Origin of the sequence: Pectobacterium versatile (genome assembly GCF_020166435.1) — a bacterium.
In the GTDB taxonomy this organism is placed as follows: domain Bacteria; phylum Pseudomonadota; class Gammaproteobacteria; order Enterobacterales; family Enterobacteriaceae; genus Pectobacterium; species Pectobacterium versatile.
This window is the reverse complement of the sequence record NZ_JAINZP010000001.1, coordinates 232831-253293: the sequence shown is the minus strand read 5'-3', so window position 1 is coordinate 253293 and position 20463 is coordinate 232831. Positions and strand designations below refer to the sequence as shown.

Annotated in this window: 17 protein-coding genes; 5 read left to right on the top strand and 12 right to left on the bottom strand. The window is 54.3% G+C overall.

Annotated features, from left to right (window positions below):
- Nucleotides 1–94: 94 nt before the first annotated feature.
- Complete coding sequence (locus tag K7X24_RS01115) at nt 95–859, bottom strand: class I SAM-dependent methyltransferase (protein ID WP_224552388.1); 765 nt, start codon at nt 857–859, stop codon at nt 95–97.
- A 60-nt stretch (nt 860–919) separates the two neighbouring features.
- Entirely contained in the window at nt 920–1261 is a 342-nt protein-coding gene (locus tag K7X24_RS01110; protein ID WP_039532204.1) for a cupin domain-containing protein, read from the bottom strand.
- A 116-nt stretch (nt 1262–1377) separates the two neighbouring features.
- Between K7X24_RS01110 and K7X24_RS01105 the strand changes: the two genes are divergently transcribed.
- Complete coding sequence (locus K7X24_RS01105; RefSeq protein ID WP_010297730.1) at nt 1378–2094, top strand: Crp/Fnr family transcriptional regulator; 717 nt, start codon at nt 1378–1380, stop codon at nt 2092–2094.
- Nucleotides 2095–2672: 578 nt separating this feature from the next.
- Here the strand turns inward: K7X24_RS01105 and cobB are convergent.
- The 5 genes from cobB to lolC all read right to left on the bottom strand — a co-directional run bounded on the left by cobB (nt 2673) and on the right by lolC (nt 7675).
- On the bottom strand, nt 2673–3503 hold the full coding sequence (cobB, locus tag K7X24_RS01100) for a Sir2 family NAD+-dependent deacetylase (RefSeq protein WP_224552386.1): 831 nt from the start codon (nt 3501–3503) through the stop codon (nt 2673–2675).
- An 11-nt stretch (nt 3504–3514) separates the two neighbouring features.
- Complete coding sequence (gene nagK, locus K7X24_RS01095; RefSeq protein ID WP_198996824.1) at nt 3515–4429, bottom strand: N-acetylglucosamine kinase; 915 nt, start codon at nt 4427–4429, stop codon at nt 3515–3517.
- A 99-nt stretch (nt 4430–4528) separates the two neighbouring features.
- Nucleotides 4529–5773 (bottom strand): lipoprotein-releasing ABC transporter permease subunit LolE, encoded by a 1245-nt coding sequence (gene lolE / locus K7X24_RS01090; RefSeq protein WP_224552823.1) that lies wholly within the window; start codon nt 5771–5773, stop codon nt 4529–4531.
- The gene (gene lolD, locus K7X24_RS01085) at nt 5773–6480 is read right to left on the bottom strand and encodes a lipoprotein-releasing ABC transporter ATP-binding protein LolD (RefSeq protein WP_224552383.1); all 708 of its coding nucleotides are present in this window, start codon (nt 6478–6480) and stop codon (nt 5773–5775) included. The genes lolE and lolD overlap by 1 nt, the downstream gene beginning before the upstream one ends.
- Nucleotides 6473–7675 carry a lipoprotein-releasing ABC transporter permease subunit LolC gene (gene lolC / locus K7X24_RS01080; RefSeq protein WP_224552381.1) on the bottom strand — a complete coding sequence of 401 codons (1203 nt, stop codon included), beginning with the start codon at nt 7673–7675 and terminating at the stop codon, nt 6473–6475. The genes lolD and lolC overlap by 8 nt, the downstream gene beginning before the upstream one ends.
- Nucleotides 7676–7817: 142 nt before the next feature.
- On the opposite strand from lolC, the gene mfd reads away from it, so the two are divergent.
- Entirely contained in the window at nt 7818–11270 is a 3453-nt protein-coding gene (gene mfd, locus K7X24_RS01075; RefSeq protein WP_224552379.1) for a transcription-repair coupling factor, read from the top strand.
- Nucleotides 11271–11490: 220 nt separating this feature from the next.
- Nucleotides 11491–12843 (top strand): molecular chaperone, encoded by a 1353-nt coding sequence (yegD, locus tag K7X24_RS01070; RefSeq protein ID WP_224552377.1) that lies wholly within the window; start codon nt 11491–11493, stop codon nt 12841–12843.
- A 51-nt stretch (nt 12844–12894) separates the two neighbouring features.
- On the opposite strand, the gene K7X24_RS01065 is transcribed toward yegD, so the two are convergent.
- On the bottom strand, nt 12895–13485 hold the full coding sequence (locus K7X24_RS01065; RefSeq protein ID WP_203471080.1) for a TetR/AcrR family transcriptional regulator: 591 nt from the start codon (nt 13483–13485) through the stop codon (nt 12895–12897).
- Nucleotides 13486–13620: 135 nt separating this feature from the next.
- Between K7X24_RS01065 and K7X24_RS01060 the strand changes: the two genes are divergently transcribed.
- Nucleotides 13621–14829, top strand: coding sequence for an MFS transporter (locus K7X24_RS01060; RefSeq protein ID WP_224552375.1), 1209 nt, complete (start codon nt 13621–13623; stop codon nt 14827–14829).
- A 38-nt stretch (nt 14830–14867) separates the two neighbouring features.
- Nucleotides 14868–16064: an MFS transporter gene (locus K7X24_RS01055; RefSeq protein WP_224552373.1), complete on the top strand. Its 1197-nt coding sequence runs from the start codon at nt 14868–14870 to the stop codon at nt 16062–16064.
- A gap of 80 nt (nt 16065–16144) precedes the next feature.
- Here K7X24_RS01055 and K7X24_RS01050 read toward each other — a convergent pair whose 3' ends face one another.
- The 4 genes from K7X24_RS01050 to nagZ form a co-directional block, all read right to left on the bottom strand.
- Nucleotides 16145–16684, bottom strand: a complete 540-nt coding sequence (locus K7X24_RS01050; protein ID WP_103860415.1) for a glycine zipper 2TM domain-containing protein — start codon at nt 16682–16684, stop codon at nt 16145–16147.
- A 458-nt stretch (nt 16685–17142) separates the two neighbouring features.
- A complete protein-coding gene (locus tag K7X24_RS01045) occupies nt 17143–18447 on the bottom strand; it encodes an NAD(P)/FAD-dependent oxidoreductase (protein WP_224552371.1) in 1305 nt (434 codons plus the stop codon).
- Nucleotides 18448–18814: 367 nt separating this feature from the next.
- Entirely contained in the window at nt 18815–19357 is a 543-nt protein-coding gene (gene ycfP, locus K7X24_RS01040) for an alpha/beta hydrolase YcfP (protein ID WP_010297273.1), read from the bottom strand.
- Nucleotides 19358–19385: 28 nt separating this feature from the next.
- Nucleotides 19386–20414, bottom strand: a complete 1029-nt coding sequence (nagZ, locus tag K7X24_RS01035; RefSeq protein ID WP_180783309.1) for a beta-N-acetylhexosaminidase — start codon at nt 20412–20414, stop codon at nt 19386–19388.
- Nucleotides 20415–20463: the final 49 nt, after the last annotated feature.

Here is a 20463-nt window from a genome sequence, read left to right as displayed (position 1 = left end):
TATTGTCATGTATGTTAAACGATTTCGCTTACCTTACACGCATTTTCCTTATTACCGCAGCACGGTCAAAACGCCGTAGTGCCGCATACCGCCCTTATTTGGTACTGCATACCGCAATATAGTTAAGCTGGTTCCGATTGCGACGGAAGGTATGAAACATGTTGAAGAACATGCCGCGGTTTTCTTTCTTCAGCGCATTTTTTACGATACGCGCCGCACCCGCTAGCCCTTCATCATAAATCAGCCCCTGTGGCGTCAGCAGCGTCATTGCGCCGTTATCGTAGCTGACCTTGCTAAAACCACACTCCTGAAACAGCGTCACCCAGCGCTCGCGCAGCATCGGCTGGGCATGCACGTTGATCGCTTTATGCATCTGTTCCACCGCCTGCAACGCCCCGGTATCCTTCTCGGAAAGCAGCATGATATCGTGCGTAATCAGGCGACCGCCCGGTTTCAGCACACGATAATATTCGGCAATAATGCGGCTCTTGGCTTTGTCGGCATACATCGTCAGCATGGCTTCATTAATCACCACGTCAAAGTGATTATCGGGGAACGGCAGTTCCAGCGCATTTGCCTGCATAATCGTGACCTGCGAGGCTAAACCGTTCGCTGCCACAGTTTCCTGCGCCTTCTGTAGCGCGACGTTATCCATATCCGCGCCAATAACCTGACAGCCAAATCGACACGCAATCTCCATCGCCGTGGTGCCCATATTGCAGGCGACTTCTAATACTACGCTGTCCTGTCGGAACCCAGCCTGACTGAGCAGCCACTCGGTTGCCTTTCTGCCGCCGGGGCGCAGACGTTTTTTCCCCAGTCGGGCTAAAAATTTATGTCCAGCTTCATGATCGCTCATACTGTCACTCCTTCATTCGGTGTTATCGCAACAACTGTTTAGAGCCTAACGGGGTGGCTTTTAGTTGGTTTTCAGCGTCTTCAACATGGTCAGCAACATACGTGACGACTGCTGCGCATCAACGGCATGCGGGATATTGGCTGGCATACGCACCAGCGTGCCGGGCTGCGCGACGACGGGTTCGCCACCGATCGTCAGCAATAATTCACCTTCAAGTACCATAACCAGTGCATCATAAGGCGCACTGTGTTCACTCAACCCCTGCCCCTGATCGAAGGCAAACAGCGTGACATTGCCGCCGTCGGTACGGGCCAACACGCGACTGGCGATACCGTGTTCGGTTGGGGTTATCAATTCATGGAGAACCAGCGCCTGTGCCGCCGGAAGGGTATTTTCTTTCATGGAAACTCTCCGCTATTCTCGATTCAGCGCGCCGTGATTTTGCTTGCCGAATTCATGCAAGTGATTATTATTTTCATTTACTAGTTTGATGGTAATACCAGCCTCTGGGAGGGCAAATGACATTTGTCAAAAAAGCGCTATCGCCCGATGAATACGGCGAGGTGCTGTTTCAGCATGAGTGGATGCGCGGTGAACCCAGTGACGTGGTGTGTGAACTACTGGCAAAAAGTGAGCGTCTGTTTTTCCGGCAGGATGACATTTTGTTTCGCGAAGGCGACAAAATGCAGCACTGTTTGCTGGTTGAAACAGGAAAATTGCAGGCCTTTCGCCATACCTATGGCGGCGATGAGAAGATTTTCGGGCAGTTTGAACGCGGAGAATTTGTCGCTATTGCCGCTGTATTTATGGATCACGGTCGCTTCCCAATGAATATTCGCGCGCAGAGCGATGGCCATACGCTGATGATCCCACGGCAGGATATTCACCAGTTTTGCTTGCAGCGCCCAGAGCTGGCACTGCGTTTGCTCAACTATCTGGGCAAGAAACTCTACTCGACGATCAACCAAATCGACTGGCTGACCTCCAGCTCCGCGCCACAGCGTCTGGCAGATTATCTGCTGCGGCAGCACCACATTCAGCAAACTCAGCATCTGACATTACCAGTGAGCCGAGGCCAGCTTGCGACGTCATTAGGAATGCGCAGTGAAACGCTAAGCAGACTAATGTCAGACTGGAAGCGGCAAGGTCACATTACCTATCGGGGTCATCAAGTGGAATTGTGCGATCTGAATTATCTAAAAGAACTGGCTGCTGAAGCCCGGCGGACATTCTGATCGCTCTAAGCCTTTGTCGATTCAGGCATGGCAAGCGGATAGAAAAACGGTAGTTATTATACTCTAAACAATTCAAGTTTCAGGAAGGCGGCAAGGGAAAGAATCCCGATGAGCTTACTCAAGTAAGTGATTCGGGTGAGTGAACGCGGCCAACGCACATGCAACTTGAAGTATGACGAGTATATATTTTTTGACAATTGTCATTCCCGCATCGTCGGATTATCAACTACGCTTAGCTGACATTGATGAGAGTGATTTACATATGTGAATAATTCTCATTAACATATTTTGTCTTTCATAAGACATCGTGAGGGTAACGCTATGCTGGGCTTTTTCCGACAAACCTTATCATTTCATGGAGCACGACCACCGCATCCGCAAGCGGACTCGCCGACAGAAACCGTTTCGCATACTCACTGTAGCGAGAGTGAATATTGTTTCTTTAACCACGCCGCGATGTTGCCATTCGATCAGCTTGACGAATGTTGCTGCGGCAACGATCGGCAAGAGAAAACGCCATCCTCACACGATTCATGACGCTTTCTCTTTTTGCGGACGCTTAAACTTTTTGTGGGCACTTAAAACTTAATGCTTTGACCACGCGTCAACCAGGCCGCGACAAATTCGGGCACCACGGTGCTAGCGGGGCCGTACATTTTTTCATCAAATTGGCTTTCTACCTGACTCGGCTCCAGGTTCAGTTCCAGCGTGTAGGCACCGTGCGAATGAGCCTCATGGACAAAACCCGCGGCGGGATAGACATGCCCCGACGTGCCAATCGCAATAAAGTAATCGGCCTGCGACAGCGCATGGTAAATCTTGTCCATGTGCAGCGGCATTTCACCAAACCACACCACATGTGGGCGTAGCGGCGCGGGAAATTGACAGCAGTGGCAGCGTTCACCGACAGCGAGATCGTCAGGCCACTCAAAAATCTGCCCACTTTGGCTACAGCGGATTTTCAGTAGCTCGCCGTGCATATGAATGACGCGCTTGCTGCCAGCACGTTCATGCAGGTTATCGATGTTTTGTGTAATCAGCAGGAAATTGTCTTCCAACATCGCTTCCAGATTCGCCAACGCCAGATGTGCGGCGTTGGGCACAATTTCCGGCTGCTGTAGCTGACGACGGCGGGCGTTATAAAATTCCTGCACCAGCTCGGGGTTACGCTGAAAGCCTTCGGGCGTCGCAACATCCTCAACGCGGTGCTCTTCCCACAGGCCATCGGCCGCGCGAAAGGTACGGATACCCGACTCTGCTGAAATACCTGCGCCCGTCAGTACCACCACGCGCGGTTTTTTCACTTCGCTTGCAGCCAGATAATCACGATGGAAAATACGCGCACGAAGACGCTGTTGCCGCATCCGCTTTCCCTTATGAAATCGCCCTAATCGTTGACGCGTATACATACTTTCTCCAGCTAGTTATCCATTAAGTGTAGCAACGCCGCACCACGTACGCCGCCCGCATCGCCATGACGCGCTTTCTCTATACGTGGCAGTTTCGCAATCGGTAAAAGTCGTGACGGAAGGCGCGTCGGCAGAATTTGATAAATTTCATCAAAATTCGACAGGCCGCCGCCCAACACCAGCAGGTGTGGATCGAACAGGGTCAGTAGATTGCCCAAACAGGCCGCCAACAAATCCATAAAGCGATCGACAAACTCCTGCGCTTTTTCTTCTCCGCCACGATAGTGCCGGATAATCGTCACAGCAGGCAGCGCTTCACCATACAGATGCTCGTACAGCCATTCAAAACCACGGCCGGAAATATAATTCTCGATACAGCCGGATTGACCGCAGCCGCACTTCACGCGGGGAATATCCACGCCGATGATATCCAGCGCGTCGGACGGCAGGCGGAGATGACCAAACTCCCCCGCGATGCCGTTGCGTCCGTCGACCGGACGTCCGTTAATCACCAGACCACCGCCCAGCCCTGTACCTAAAATCATACCCAGTACAACAGGATACGAGCGAAACTCTGCGTCCCAGGCTTCCGACAGCACAAAGCAGTTGGCGTCGTTGCTGATGCGAACATCCCGTTGTAAACGCTGTGACAAATCTACACGTAGCGGTTTTCCCATCGTCGCAGGCAGGTTAGCGGTAAATAGCCCCCCATCGTCCCCTGTCTGCACGCCCGGTACACCGATACCGACATTTCCCTGAACCCCTGCTTGTGCGTCGGCTTCATGCACCAGATCGACCAGCGTCGCGAGCAGACCATCATAACTATTGCGCGGGGTCGGCACCCGTTTTTGCCACACCTTGTTCAACTGCGCGTCGAACACACCCAGCTCAATTTTCGTGCCGCCCATGTCAAAACCGTAGTACATGACCGCTCCTTAGGGTGTGAGAGCTTTTCCACACGATAGGGAATATCCCCGTCATCTCTCAATCCGCATGTACGTTGGCTTCTCTTACTCGCCAATCACTTACTGTCCGCTCAACACGCGGGCGGGGTCAATCCGGCTGGCGCGCCGCGCCGGATACCAGCTGGCAATCAGGCTCAGCACCAGCGACGTCCCTAATACAACAAAGACATCCATCATATGCAGTTCCGACGGCAGGAAATCGATAAAATAGATGTCGCCGGACAGCAGCTTATGGCCGATGATGGACTCAATGCCGCGAATAATCGGCGTCAGTTGCAGGGTCGCGATCACACCAATCACAGCGCCTATCAGGCTACCCAGCAGCCCGGCTAATAGCCCGTACCACACAAAGATAGCCCGAATCAGCCCATCTGACGCGCCCAGCGTACGCAAGACCGCGATATCGCTGCTTTTGTCTTTCACCGCCATCACCAGCGTCGAAACAATATTAAAACAGGCCACGCCAATCACCAGAATCATCGCCAGATACATGATAGTTCTCACCATCTGGATGTCCCGGTACATATAACCATAGGTGCCAATCCAACTGCGAATAGTGACATAAGATTTCGTGGCCATCCCCGCATCACGCACCAGTTTATTGGCGGAAAAGACATCTTTAGCCTTGATAGCGATCCCCGTTACGCTCTGTCCCATATCCAGATACTGCTGGGCATCAGCAAGCGGAATCAGCGCCAGGCTGTGATCGAGCTGGCCACTCAGCTGTAAAATACCGCTAACGTGCAGCCGGATACGTTTAGGCTGCATCAGCTTCATTTCCGGGTCGCTGTTCGGGATCATCACCGTAACCCAGTCACCTTCAGCCACATTCAGCGCTTTCGCCACGCCCTGACCGATAATGACCTGCTGCTCGCCTGCACGAAACCGCTGCCAGGCACCGTTTATCACATAATTGGGCAGCGCACTAAGGCGTGTTTCCTGCTGCGGATCGACGCCTTTTACCTGAATCGCCTGAAGCTTGGCACCGTTTTCCAGCAGCCCGGTGAAATTGATATAAGGCGCAGCGGCGGCAACGCCGGGAACCTGTTCGATTTTCGGCAAGATATCCTGCCAGCCGTCAAAAGGCTGATTGACCGGTGCGATCTCCCCATGCGGCACCACGGCCAGAATGCGGTTGTTCAGTTCACGTTCAAAGCCATTCATCGCGCTCAGGCCAAGAATCAACACTGCCACACCGAGGGCAATCCCGAGCGTTGAAATGACCGAAATCAGCGAAACCATGCCGCCACGCCGACGGCCACGGCTAAAGCGCAGGCCAATCTGCAACGAGAGCGGAGGAAATATCATTGCCGCGCTCCCATCAGGGTCAGTTCCTGCTGCAACTGACCGTCGCGCATTTCCAATTGGCGGTTCAGCCGGCTGGCGAGTTGCAAATCGTGCGTCACCACCAGAAAGGCGGTGCCCTGCCGGACGTTCAGTTCCCCCAACAGTTCAAAAATGGTATCCGTTGTGCGCTGATCGAGATTACCAGTCGGTTCGTCCGCCAGCACTAACGAGGGGCTGTTAACCAGCGCTCTGGCAATCGCGACACGCTGCCGTTCACCGCCGGACAGTTCCGATGAACGGTGGTGGCTGCGCGCCTCCAGCCCGACGGCCACCAGCATTTCGCGTGCTTTATCCCGCGCCTGTGACGCCGGCACTTTGCCAATCAGCAACGGCATCGCTACGTTTTCCAACGCGGTGAAATCCGGCAGCAGGTGGTGGAATTGATAAATAAAACCCAGTTCACGATTGCGCAAATCGGCTTTTGCCGCCGCAGAGAACGAATTCAACGGCTGGCCTTTGAAAATCACTTCGCCTGACGTTGGCGTATCCAGCCCACCCAGCATATGCAACAGCGTACTTTTGCCCGAGCCCGAACTCCCGACTATCGCCATCATCTCCCCGCAGCTCATATCAAAAGAGACATCGCGCAACACGTCGGTAGACAGGTTGCCGTCCTGATAGCGCTTGGACAGGTTATTACACTGCAATAACGGTAAATCACTCATAACGTAAAGCCTCAGCGGGTTGAACGGCGGCAGCGCGCCATGACGGGTAAAGTGTCGATAAGAGGGCAATCACCATTGCGGCAACGGCAATCGTCACCACCTGAACGGGGTCGATTGCTACTGGTAACGCAGCGCCATCCAGCAATACGCCCAGTATTGGCATCAGCGTATTGAGTTGGCTGGCTAACAGCGCCCCCAGCAATGCTCCTAACAACGCGCCAATCACGCCAGCACTCCCCCCTTGCACCATAAACACCGCCATAATCTGACGTTGAGTCAGCCCCTGCGTTTGCAGAATGGCAACCTCACCCTGTTTTTCCATCACCAGTAAACCCAGCGAGGTAATAATATTGAACGCCGCCACGGCCACGATCAGGCTGAGCAACAGCCCCATCATATTTTTCTCCATGCGTACGGCCTGAAATAGCTCGCCTTTACGTTCGCGCCAGTCTTTCCAGACCGTGCCTTCCGGCAACGTTTGCGTGCTCAGCGTATCAACTGACAGCGGTTTTTCCAGCCATAAACGCCAGCCGGTAATATGGTTCGCCGGATAGCGCATCAAACGAGACGCATCCTGCTGATTAACCAACAGTTGGTAGCCATCGACCTCGCTGTTGGCGGCAAAGGTTCCGGCAACGGTAAAAATACGCTGGCTGGGAATACGTCCCATCGGCGTGAGTTGACTGGCGCTCGTTACCATCATACGAACCTGATCGCCTGCTTTAACACCTAACTGTTCAGCCAGTTTTTCGCCCAGAATGACCTGATACTGGCCAGATTGAAGCTGCTGCTGTTTGACGTTGACCAGATAGCGCGACAGCGGCTCCTTCTCATCAGGGTCAATCCCTAACATCACGCCAACGGCGACGCTGCGAGCGCTTTGCAGCACGACATCACCCGTCGTCAGCGGTGCAACGCGCGTCACACTCTCCAGCGAGTCTAAGGAGGAAGCAGGAATCAACGCCGGGTTCAGCGAACCTTGCGGCGTCGAGATCACCACCTGAGGCATCACGCCCAGAATATTGCCTTCCAGTTCGCGCTCGAAGCCATTCATGACAGAAAGCACGGTGACCAGCGCCATCACGCCCAGCGTGATGCCAATCGCGGATAACCAGGAGACAAACCGGCCAAAGCGGTCTGATGCGCGTCCGCGCATATAGCGCAGGCCAATAAATAAAGCGACAGGTTGATACATGAAATCCGTCTGGATAAGGTTGCCAAAGCAAAGTGATCAAGGATAATAAAGGGTAGTACTGTTTTATGGAACCCTAACACCCTCACTCTACGGCTTTTTCTTATTCCGAGCCGGATGCAGGGAGGCGAGACCCGATAATCAGATGATGCCTGAAAATTACCGTTATTCGCTGCCGCCCAAAGCGGGTGAGCAGCGCCTGCTGGGCCAGTTAACCGGCGCTGCCTGCGCCGTTGAATGTGCAGAGATCGTTGAACGTCACGCCGGGCTGGTGGTGCTTATCACCCCTGATATGCAAAATGCCCTGCGATTACGCGATGAAATTCAGCAATTTACCGAACAGCACGTCACCACGTTACCTGACTGGGAAACCCTGCCCTACGATAGTTTCTCTCCGCATCAGGAAATTATTTCGACCCGCCTTTCCACACTTTATCAGTTGCCCAACATGACGCGCGGCGTCCTGATTCTGCCGGTCAACACGCTGATGCAACGCGTTTGCCCGCACAGTTTCCTGCATGGTCACGCGCTGGTGCTGAAAAAAGGCCAGCGTCTTTCGCGCGACAAACTGCGTACGCAGCTGGAACAAGCGGGCTACCGTAGCGTCGATCAAGTCATGGAACATGGCGAGTATGCGACACGCGGCGCGCTGTTGGATCTGTTCCCGATGGGGAGCGAAGAACCCTATCGTATCGATTTCTTTGACGATGAGATCGACAGCCTGCGTCTGTTCGATGTGGATACACAGCGCACACTGAATGAAGTGCAGCACATTAATCTGCTGCCTGCGCACGAGTTCCCAACCGATAAAACCGCCATCGAACTTTTCCGCAGCCTGTGGCGCGAGCAGTTCGAGGTACGGCGCGATGCTGAACATATTTATCAACAGGTCAGCAAAGGCGTCTGGCCTGCGGGGATCGAATACTGGCAGCCGTTATTCTTCAGCGAACCGCTACCGTCGCTGTTCAGCTACTTCCCGAACAACACGCTGATCGTTAACACGGGCAATATCGAACAGAGCGCCGAGCGCTTTTGGCAGGATATTCAGCAGCGCTTTGAAAGCCGCCGTATCGACCCCATGCGACCCCTGTTGTCATCAGATTCACTATGGCTGCGTGTCGATAGCCTGTTCGCCGAGCTGAAAGGATGGCCACGCGTGCAGTTGAGAACCGATACGCTGCCGGAAAAAGCCGCCAACGTGAATCTTGCCTATCTGTCGCTGCCAGATCTGGCGGTTCAGCATCAACAGAAATCACCGCTGGATACGCTACGCCGCTTTGTCGAACAGTTTGAAGGCCAAATCATTTTCTCCGTCGAGAGCGAAGGCCGTCGTGAAACGCTACAAGAGCTGCTGGCACGCATCAAGCTGAACCCTACGCCTATCAGTACGCTGGAGCAGGCTCAAGGACGTGGCACTTACCTGATCATCGGAGCCAGCGAACACGGTTTTATTGATACGTTGCGCCAGCGTGCCCTAATCTGCGAAAGCGATCTGCTGGGTGAACGCGTCAGCCGTCGTCGTCAAGATAATCGCCGTACGATTAACACCGATACGCTGATCCGCAATCTGGCAGAACTGCGACCGGGGCAACCCGTCGTGCATCTCGAACACGGCGTTGGCCGCTATGTTGGGTTAACCACGCTAGAGGCAGGTGGCATCAAGGCCGAATACCTGATTTTGACCTATGCGGGTGAAGACAAACTATACGTTCCCGTCTCCTCACTGCATTTGATCAGCCGCTATGCAGGTGGGGCCGATGAGAATGCGCCGTTGCACAAACTGGGTGGCGATGCCTGGTCGCGCGCGCGGCAAAAAGCGGCGGAAAGAGTACGTGATGTCGCCGCCGAACTGCTGGACATTTATGCCCAGCGTGCGGCGAAAAGCGGCTTTGCGTTTAAGCATGACAAAACGCAGTACCAGCTTTTCTGCGAAAGTTTCCCCTTCGAGACGACGCCCGATCAGGCACAGGCCATCAACGCCGTGCTGAGCGACATGTGCCAACCGCTGGCAATGGATCGTCTGGTGTGCGGCGATGTCGGCTTTGGTAAAACCGAAGTGGCGATGCGTGCCGCGTTTCTGGCCGTTGAAAATCATAAGCAGGTTGCCGTGTTGGTGCCGACGACGCTGTTGGCTCAGCAGCATTTTGACAACTTCCGCGATCGCTTTGCCAACTGGCCAGTGAAAATTGAGATGATTTCTCGTTTCCGCAGCGCGCGTGAACAAACTCAGGTGCTGGAAGAAACGCAGGAAGGTAAAGTCGATATTCTGATCGGTACCCATAAACTGTTACAGAGCGACGTGCGCTGGCGCGATTTAGGGCTGCTGATTGTAGATGAAGAGCACCGCTTCGGTGTGCGCCATAAAGAACGCATCAAAGCGATGCGAGCAGATGTCGATATCCTGACACTGACCGCCACGCCGATTCCACGTACGCTCAACATGGCGATGAGCGGAATGCGCGATCTGTCGATCATCGCTACCCCTCCCGCCCGTCGTTTAGCGGTAAAAACGTTCGTGCGTGAATATGACAATCTGGTCGTGCGCGAAGCTATCCTGCGTGAAACGCTGCGCGGCGGACAGGTGTATTACCTCTATAACGATGTCGAAAATATCGAAAAAGCCGCCCAACGGCTGATGGAGCTGGTGCCGGAAGCCCGCATTGCTATTGGCCACGGCCAGATGCGCGAACGTGAGCTGGAACGGGTCATGAACGACTTCCACCACCAGCGCTTTAACGTGCTGGTCTGTACCACGATCATCGAAACGGGGATCGACATCTCAAGCGCCAACACCATCATCATCGAGCGCGCTGACCACTTCGGCTTGGCTCAATTGCACCAGCTACGCGGTCGCGTCGGACGTTCCCATCATCAGGCCTACGCCTATTTGCTGACGCCGAACCCTAAAGCGATGAGCACCGATGCACAGAAACGTCTGGAAGCGATCGCCTCATTGGAAGACCTCGGTGCCGGTTTTGCGCTGGCAACACACGATCTGGAAATCCGCGGCGCGGGCGAACTGCTCGGTGACGATCAGAGCGGACAGATGACCAGCATCGGTTTCTCGCTGTATATGGAACTGCTGGAAAGCGCTGTCGATGCCTTGAAGGCCGGTAGGGAACCCTCGCTGGAAGACCTGATCAACAGCCAGACTGACGTCGAACTGCGGTTACCTGCCCTGCTGCCTGACGATTTCATTCCCGATGTCAATACGCGTCTGTCGCTGTACAAACGCATCGCCAGCGCGAAAACCACCAACGAACTGGATGAGTTGAAAGTCGAGCTGATCGATCGTTTCGGTCTCCTCCCCGATGCAAGCCGCTATTTGCTGCAAATTGCCGCCCTGCGCCAGCAGGCGCAAGCGCTGGGGATTCGCCGAATTGAAGGAAACGAGAAAGGTGGGTTTATCGAATTCAGCGAACAAAATCGCGTCGATCCCTCCCACCTCATCGGTCTGCTACAGCGCGATCCGAGCACCTATCGCCTTGATGGCCCGACTCGTCTGAAATTCATGAAGGATTTGAGCGATCGTCCACAGCGCATTGAGTTCATTCGTTCGCTGCTGGGGAATATGGCGCAGCATACACTGGCAACATAGCCCGCTTTCAGGATAAAAACGGGAACCTTCGGGTTCCCTTAGATTCGTCATTAGTAAACATTCGGCCACCAACACATCAGGCTTTACAAGCCCTGCCGGAACACAGTAAAGTCGCTCCCTTTTTTTATGGTTCGCCATCCTTGTCGGCTCCCCTTCCGGGTCATCGCGGGTGCGACGTTAAAAAGTTCTCCTGGTAATTTTCTTGGCATGGGGTCTCACTATGTTTATCGGTTTTGACTACGGTACGGCCAACTGTTCGGTGGCAGTTATGGATGCGGGAACACCACGGCTCCTGTCGCTGGAAAATGGCTCGCCTTATCTTTCTTCTCTGCTGTGCGCGCCCGTGCGTGAAGCGGTTAGCGAGTGGTTATGGCGACACCATCAGGTCAATGCTGAGGGTGAGAACGCGCTGCTGCTGAAGCGCGCCATCAGCTACAACCGCGAGGAAGATATTCGCGTGCAGCCTGATAGCGTGAAATTCGGACGCGATGCGTTACGCCACTATATGGATGATCCGGAAGAGACGTGGTTCGTTAAATCGCCAAAGTCCTTCCTCGGTGCCGTCGGGCTGAAAGCCCAGCAGATTGCGCTGTTTGAAGATCTGGTCTGCTCCATGATGCTGCATATCCGCACGCAGGCAGAAAGCCAGCTTGACCAGCCTATTCGTCAGGCCGTCATCGGTCGTCCGATTAACTTTCAGAGTATCGGCGGCGAAGAAGCCAACCAGCAGGCGCAAGGAATTTTAGATCGTGCGGCACACCGTGCCGGATTTGAAGACGTCGTCTTCCAGTTTGAACCTGTGGCCGCCGGTCTGGATTTCGAATCTACGCTGACGAAAGAAACGCGAGTACTGGTTGTAGATATCGGCGGCGGAACCACCGACTGCTCCATGCTGCTGATGGGCCCAGAATGGCACAAACAGCAAGAACGTTCGCAAAGTCTGTTAGGACACAGCGGCTGCCGCGTTGGCGGTAACGATCTGGACATCATGCTGGCGTTCAAACAGCTGATGCCACTGCTTGGCATGAATAGCGAGACGGAAAAAGGCATCGCTCTGCCGATCATGACCTGGTGGAATGCGGTCGCAATTAACGATATCCCAGCGCAAAAAGAGTTTCATAGCACCGCCAGCCGCGCGTTAATCAACGAGATGATCCGTGATGCCCGTCAGCCCGAGCTGGTAAAAAGACTGCTGACCGTCTGGCAACAGCGCCTGAGCTACCGTCTGATTCAACTGGCGGAAGAGAGCAAGATTGCGCTTTCCAACCAGTCGGAAACGTCAGCCGATTTGCACTTTATCGAATCGGGTCTGGCAACACGCATTCATGCTGATGAACTCAACACCGCCATCGATAATCCGCTCATGCGTATTCAGCAGCAGGTGACGCAGGCGTTAGAAACCAGTCAGACCCGGCCGGAAGTGATCTACCTGACCGGCGGCAGCGCACGTTCTCCCCTGCTGCGTCAGGCCATTCAGCAATTGCTTCCTGATATTCCTATCGCCAGCGGCAACGATTTTGGCTCCGTTACCGCCGGATTAGCGCGCTGGGCAGAGATTATCTTCCGCCGTTAAGTCAAAGACGGGACGCCAACCACGCGTCTCGTCAGGCTATTCTTTTGATCGCTACCGTGGCTTGATTAACAACCCACGCAGCAGCAATTCCAGCGCGGCAACGCCTTGTGTCAGCCGCGCATTCCCCTCCTCTCCCTCCGCAATCCAGAACGCCGCTTCAGCCAGACTGCCGTAGATTAACGATGCCAGTGCCTGTGGATCGACATCCGCTACCACGCCCTGTCGGATAAGGTTATCGATCAGCCGCTGCATCGACTCAACGCAATGGCGCTGCGAATCCGGCGATGCGCCGCCCAAAACCGCCCGGGCATCGCGCAGCACAATACGCTGAATCTCCGGCTCCCGCGCCATTTCCAGATAGGCGCGGCAGCGACGCCGGAAGCCTTCCCAGGCATCTTCAGCGGTATCGGAGATGACTTGCAGTCGTTCATCCATCTCGGCATCGATCTGTTCCACCACGGCTGCCAATAGTCCTTTCTTGTCACCGAAGTGGTGATAAAGCGCCCCACGGGTCAGGCTCGCCTGCGCAGTGAGATCGTCCATTGAGGTGTCAGCATAGCCGCGTTCGCTAAAGACCTTACGAGCGGTCGCCAGCAGCGTAGCGCGGGTTTCTTCCATTTCAGCACGGGTACGACGAACCATCGGCACATCCTTACATACACATCGTATGATTATTTACATTCACTCCGTATGAATATATGCTTTTATTCATACACTCTGTATGTATTGTCGCTGTGCCGCCACGTGGTGGCAAGTGGATTCACTTTGGAGAATGAGATGGTCAATCCTTATCGAGAACTTTTCGCCGCGCCCGGCACCAGAGGCTTTGCACTGGCTGGCCTATTGGCGCGGATTCCGCTGCCCATGACGGGCATTGGCATTATCACCATGCTGTCGCAACTGCGCGGCAGCTATGCGCTGGCGGGGGCTGTCTCCGCCACTTTTGTGTTGACCTACGCACTGCTGTCGCCGCAGATCTCCCGTCTGGTCGATCGCCACGGGCAAGGTCGCGTGCTGCCGATTGCAGCCACCGTCAGCGTGCTCGGCATGCTGCTTCTGCTCGTCAGCACCTGGTGGCAAGCACCTGACTGGATCTTATTCATCAGTGCCTTGCTGGCGGGTTTCATGCCCAGCATGTCCGCGATGGTAAGAGCACGCTGGACAGCAATCTATCGCGGCCAGCCTCGCTTGCAGATGGCTTACTCGCTGGAGACGGTGCTTGATGAAGTCACTTTTATCGCCGGGCCACCGCTGGCTGTCGGGTTGTCCGTCGCGGTGTTTCCTCAGGCTGGCCCGCTGGCAGCGGCGCTCTTGCTGATTATTGGCGTGTTTGCTCTGGTGACACAGCGCGGCACCGAACCGCCGGTAGAAGCACAGGATGTCAGCACGGATCGTTCAGGGTCGGTGATCAAGCAGCCGAACGTGCGTTTGCTGGCGCTGTTGATGGTCGCGATGGGCGTCATCGTGGGCACCGTGGATATCGTCAGCGTCGCCTTCGCCAAACAGCATGGTCAGCCTGCTGCGGCCAGTCTGGTGCTGTCGGCTTATGCGGTCGGTTCCTGTCTGGCCGGGCTGGTGTTCGGCGCTCTCAAGCTGCGAACCGCATTGCACCAGTTGCTGTTGCTGGGCGGCTTGGCAACGGCAGCAACCACGTTGCCGCTATTGCTGGTTGGCAGCATTCCGGCACTGGCTGCGGCCGTATTGATCGCCGGGCTGTTCTTCGCCCCCACCATGATCGTGGCAATGTCGCTGATCGAACGTCTAGTGCCCGAACATCGCCTGACCGAAGGCATGACCTGGCTGCTGGCAGGGTTGAATGTCGGCGTGGCGCTGGGCGCTGCGGTATCAGGCCACGTTGTCGATGATGACGGTGCTCGGGCCGGATTCGCCGTGGCGCTGTGCGCTGGCGTGTTGGTGCTGCTGGTCGCGCTGTGGGGATACCGGCATTTTCGGGCACATGCCTCCTCTCTTCCCCATACCGCTTGACGATTAAACCGCTTGTTCCCCCTATTAAGGACTGAACCATGAACACGTCTTCCTCTATCCCTATAGGTGCAGCTTCACAGCATCTCTGGCTGGCTGTCGCCGCCGTTGGTCTTGCGACCTTCTCTGTCGTCACGACAGAAATGCTTCCGGTCGGCTTGCTAACCCCGATTGCCGATACGCTACAGACTTCTACCGGAACTGCTGGCCTGATGATTTCGCTGCCTGCACTGTTAGCCGCGTTATTCGCCCCATTCGTGGTCATCGCATCCGGCGGTATGGATAGACGCAGGATCCTATGCGGACTGCTGACGCTGCTGGTTATCGCCAACATTGCCTCGGCACTGGCACCGGACATCGGTTGGATGCTGGCGGCACGCGTGCTGGTCGGCTTCTGCATGGGCGGCATTTGGGCGATTGCCGGTGGTCTGGCGGCCCGACTCGTTCCCGAGCATGCCATCGGCCTGGCGACATCTATCATCTTTGGCGGTGTCGCGGCGGCATCGGTGCTGGGTGTGCCGTTCGGCGCACTGATCGGCGATCTCGCCGGATGGCGCTGGGCCTTCGGCTGCATGGCCGTCTTTAGCGGGCTGGTGCTAGCACTTCACCTCGCGGTTATTCCTGCCTTGCCCGTCGCTCATTCCGTCACCCTACGCCAGTTCGGTGAGCAGTTGATCAACCGTAAACTGCAAGCAGGGTTAATTCTGACGCTGTTGCTGGTAGCCGGACACTTCATGGCCTTTACCTTTGTGCGACCACTGCTGCTATCGGTGTCAGGGTTCGATGCGCGGTGGATCGGCGCATTGCTGTTCGCCTATGGTCTGGCAGGTATCATCGGCAATTTTCTGGCGGGCATCATCGCAGCGCGGCGCACGGCGTTAACCTTGATGGCAATCGCGTTGGGGCTGTTGTTGACCCCGATTCTGTTCCTGACCGTCGGTGGCTCACATTTCGGCGGCGGTATAGCACTGCTCGTCTGGGGATTAGCCTACGGCGGCGTGTCTGTCGGTTTGATGACCTGGATGATGAAGGCCGCGCCGAGCGCCGTGGAGATGGCCTCCGCGCTGTATGTTGGCGTTTTCAATGTTGGCATCGCGCTTGGGTCATGGGCAGGCGGTCAGACAGTCGATAGCTCTGGCCTGATTACGACGCTTTGGCTGGCCGCTGGATTTGCAGTTGTCGCCGTATTGTTATCGTTGAGCATGAAACTGGCTGAGAGCAGGAAGAGCGTACAATAAAAAAACCGCGAGCACCTTCTTCAGGTGTCTCGCGGCTTTTAGAGATGGTGTCAGCGCAAAACCGTAGACGTTGGGGCCAGTTAACTCTGTTGGTTCAGGATTAATTGCCCGTTTCGATCTACTGGAATTTGTGTACCAGGATCGCGATCCATGCGGATTTTACCCTGCTGGTCGCCGATTTTATAGGTGACATCATAACCCAGAACTTTTTGTGATTTGTCGTACACGGTCTGACAGCGCTGTTGCTGCGTCGTGTACGTATCATTTTCCTGCATGCCGCTTTGTACACGGTTACCCGCATAGCCACCGGCCAACGCGCCCGCTACCGTTGCAATATCTTTACCACGTCCGCCACCAATCTGGTGCCCCAGAACACCACCCGCTACGGCACCCAGTACCGAGCCAGCAATCTGGTTTTCATCCTGCACCGGGCGACGATGCGTCACATTGACATTACGGCACTCTTGACGAGGCGTTTTGACCGTTTCTTTAATGGGTGTTGCTGTTAGCACCTGTGCAAACTGAGGTTTAGAGGAAAAAACTTCCATACTCGCCACCGCTGCCACACCCAATGCCGCAGCCACACCAATACCTACACCCGCTAACATGGATTTGTTCACAGGATACCTCCCGAATCTATTCTCACGCATTCCCCACCTGCAATCCTGCCGTAAATCTTGTTTTACGCCAGCTCGCGTTTAACGCGATGAATCCGATGGTTCCTTCTGAATATCAGCATTCAGAATTTTCGACGTGCGTGCTACGCCATCTGTAAACAGTGGAAAGTCTGCACAATGTTTCACACTCTCGCAATAAGACTAATTAACCAAAAGTGTCAGATTCGTAACATAAAACCGTCATTTGAGAATTATCTTAACTGGAATTGCTAATAGGACGATATTTTATACTGCCATATCAGCAAAGTAGCCAATAACGCTACGGCTCAGAAACAGAGGCGTGAGTAGATTGACGGAAAGAGAGGGTTACTGAGTAAGTAATAAGATGGCCGCTGACAGAAAAGAATACGGGCATGACATTGCATTCACGCCCGTATCAGAAAGCGGTCAGTTACGATGGATTAGTGCAGTTTCAGACGCGGGCGAATCACCCGGTTGATCCCACCGACCAACATCATCAAGCCAGTTTTGACATAGCCATGCAAAGCAACCTGGTGCATGCGATAGAGAGAGATATACACGAAACGCGCAATCCGACCTTCTACCATGACGGAGCCCCGCATCAGGTTCCCCATCAGGCTGCCAACCGTACTGAATTTAGACAGCGAAACCAGCGAACCGTGATCTTTATAGACGTAAGGTTTCAGCGTTTGTCCGTTCAGCAACGCGATAATATTGCTGTGGCAGCGTGATGCCATCTGGTGAGCTGCCTGCGCACGTGGTGGCACAAAACCGCCGCCTTCCTGCGGACAGGAGGCACAATCGCCAATGGCGAAAATGTTGGGATCGCGCGTCGTCTGCAACGTCGGCTCAACCACCAGTTGGTTAATCCGGTTCGTTTCCAGACCTGCAATCTCTTTCATCGCATCCGGTGCTTTGATGCCCGCTGCCCAAACCATCAGGTCGGCTTCGATAAATTCACCGTCCTTGGTATTCAAACCACCACTTTCTGCGCTGGTCACCATGGTTTTCGTCAGCACACGGACGCCAATGTTGTTCAACTCTTGATGCGCAGCCGCTGAAATGCGCGGCGGCAGCGCAGGCAGAATACGTTCGCCCGCTTCCACCAGTGTCACGTTCAGCGTTTGATTATCCAGCCCGTCAAAGCCGTAGCTGTGCAGCTGTTTCACCGCGTTATGTAACTCAGCAGACAGTTCGACCCCTGTCGCACCGCCGCCCACAATCGCGATATTCACGCGCTCTTTTTCTTCCTGATTTGCTGTGAATTTCAGGAACAGATTCAGCATTTCATTATGGAAACGGCGGGCTTGTTTCGGGTTATCCAGGAAAATACAGTGATCTTTCACGCCCGATGTGCCGAAGTCATTGGAGGCACTGCCTAATGCCACCACCAAAATGTCATACGGGATACGGCGCGCCGCAACCAGTACGTCGCCTTGTTCATCACACACTTCGGCCAGTTGAATCTGCTGCTGTTCACGATCGATGTCAGTCAGCATGCCCAGTTGAAACTGGAAATTGTGATTGCGAGCGTGCGCCAGATAGCTCAGCGCATCCATATCGTCGTCCAGCGAGCCGGTTGCCACTTCATGCAGCAGCGGTTTCCACAGGTGGCTGTGGTTGCGATCCACCAGCGTGATCTCCGCTTTTTTCTTGCGTCCTAACTTGTGGCCCAAACTCGTTGCGAGTTCAAGTCCGCCAGCTCCCCCGCCGACAATGACAATTTTTTTGGTTGGTGATGTCAAAATGACCCCCTAAAATGTGAACCAATCGTTAATAAAGAGTAAAAAATAATATCCTTATATAACATAGGGTTCGCGTAAGTTAAGCCTGATATCTGCTGCAAGAATAGCACGCTAGGTTATTTGGTCATACCAAAATTGATATATATCAATTTATTTTGCTGTGCAGGTTTTTAGCGAGAAAATTCCATCTTTATTTCAGTGAATTAGCGAAAGTCGGTAGGAAGAGAAAATGCTGAATAGTGCGCAAATGCGCCGTTGGATGAACTAAGAAAAGTAAATAAATTGCGTCATGCCTCCTGATCCCCGATCAAACAAGGGCATCAGAAGGAACGACAGCAGTCATTAACAGGTCATCACTAATGCAGGGTTAACCGAGCGTTTTGAAAGCTTTTATTCGCTGTAAATGGGGGGAGATGCTTTTGAATTTATGCGTCTGAATATCGTCCCAAACGATCTCGTAATACGTTCCCAACGTCTGCGCGCTACGCTGGCTGTCGAGCATTTCATCCTGACGAGAGAGCATCACCATACAGCGATCGCGGTTCTTTTCACGAAAGTTCGCCACGCACTTCGTGGCAATATCCAGATACTCTTCCGGGCGATCGATTTTCCCACTCATGTTTTCCTGCGGGAAAAGGTTAGGATTAACGATGACTTGTCGTATATCACACAGGAAGCCGACACGTTCGGCCCAGAATCCCCCCAATCCCACGCCACAGATCAGCGGACGATCGTCATCAGACTGCTGAATCGTCTTATCCACCTGCTTAAGCAGATGTTGCATATCATGACGCGGATGCAACGTGCTGTAGCTAATCAGCCGAACATCTTCATCAATAAACTGAAGCTGTAGGACCTTTTCATGGTTGCCGGGGCTGGTCGAGTCAAAACCATGTAAATAGATAATCATCTTTCATCCTCACCGCAGACTAAGTTGCCTATTTCTCGCCATTTTTATGCGCCTGCCAGCGCTCGCTGAGTAATGTGAGCGCCTGATTAGCCTGCTTCCAGCGTGGCGAATCCAGCAGTTCCCGACGAGAAAACGAACCCTGATGATATAAGCGCGTCAGTTGTTCCGCTTTGACCGGGGACAGGTTATCCAGCACGCTGACCGCCCCTTCACGATGGTTACAGACCAGAATCATGTCACATCCTGCCTGCAACGCCGCCTGCGCCCGCTCGGGATAGCTGCCCATCACGGCGGCACCTTCCATCGAGAGATCGTCAGAGAAAATGATGCCATCAAAACCTAACTCTTCACGCAGCACCGTTTTGAGCCAATAAGACGAACCACTGGCAGGACGCGGATCGGCCTCCGTATAAATCACGTGGGCAGGCATGATCGCATCCAACTGCTGGCGCTGAATCAGTTCTTTAAAAATCAGCATGTCGTGCGCACGAATCTCCGCAAGCGGACGCGGATCGCGCGGCGTTTCTTTATGTGAGTCGGCGCTGACCGCACCGTGACCGGGGAAGTGCTTACCCGTGACCTTCATGCCTGCGCTGTGCATGCCGCGGATAAAGCTCTGCGCCACCGCCAACGCTGTCTCTGGAGTGGCATGAAATGAACGCTCACCAATCGCCGCGCTCTGGTGGCCGATATCCAGCACCGGCGCAAAGCTAATATCGATATCCATCGCGATCATTTCTGCCGCCATCAGCCAGCCGCCTTCTTCCGCCAAACGCAGGGCTTCTGATTCGCTATTTAATGCCGCGAATGCCTGCGCGGCAGGCAGACGAGTAAATCCGTCACGAAAACGCTGAACGCGCCCACCTTCTTGATCCACGGACACCACAAGGCGCTCGCGCGACGCCGCGCGGATTTGACGCACCAGTTCGCGCAACTGCGCCGCGTCATGAAAATTACGGGTAAACAGAATCACGCCACCAACCAGCGGATGTTCCAGCACTTCACGATCTTCTGCATCCAGCTCATAGCTGGCAACGTCTAACATTACCGGACCCACAAAAACCTCATTCTTTAGAGTGTACTGCTTAATGAAATGATCTTTACCA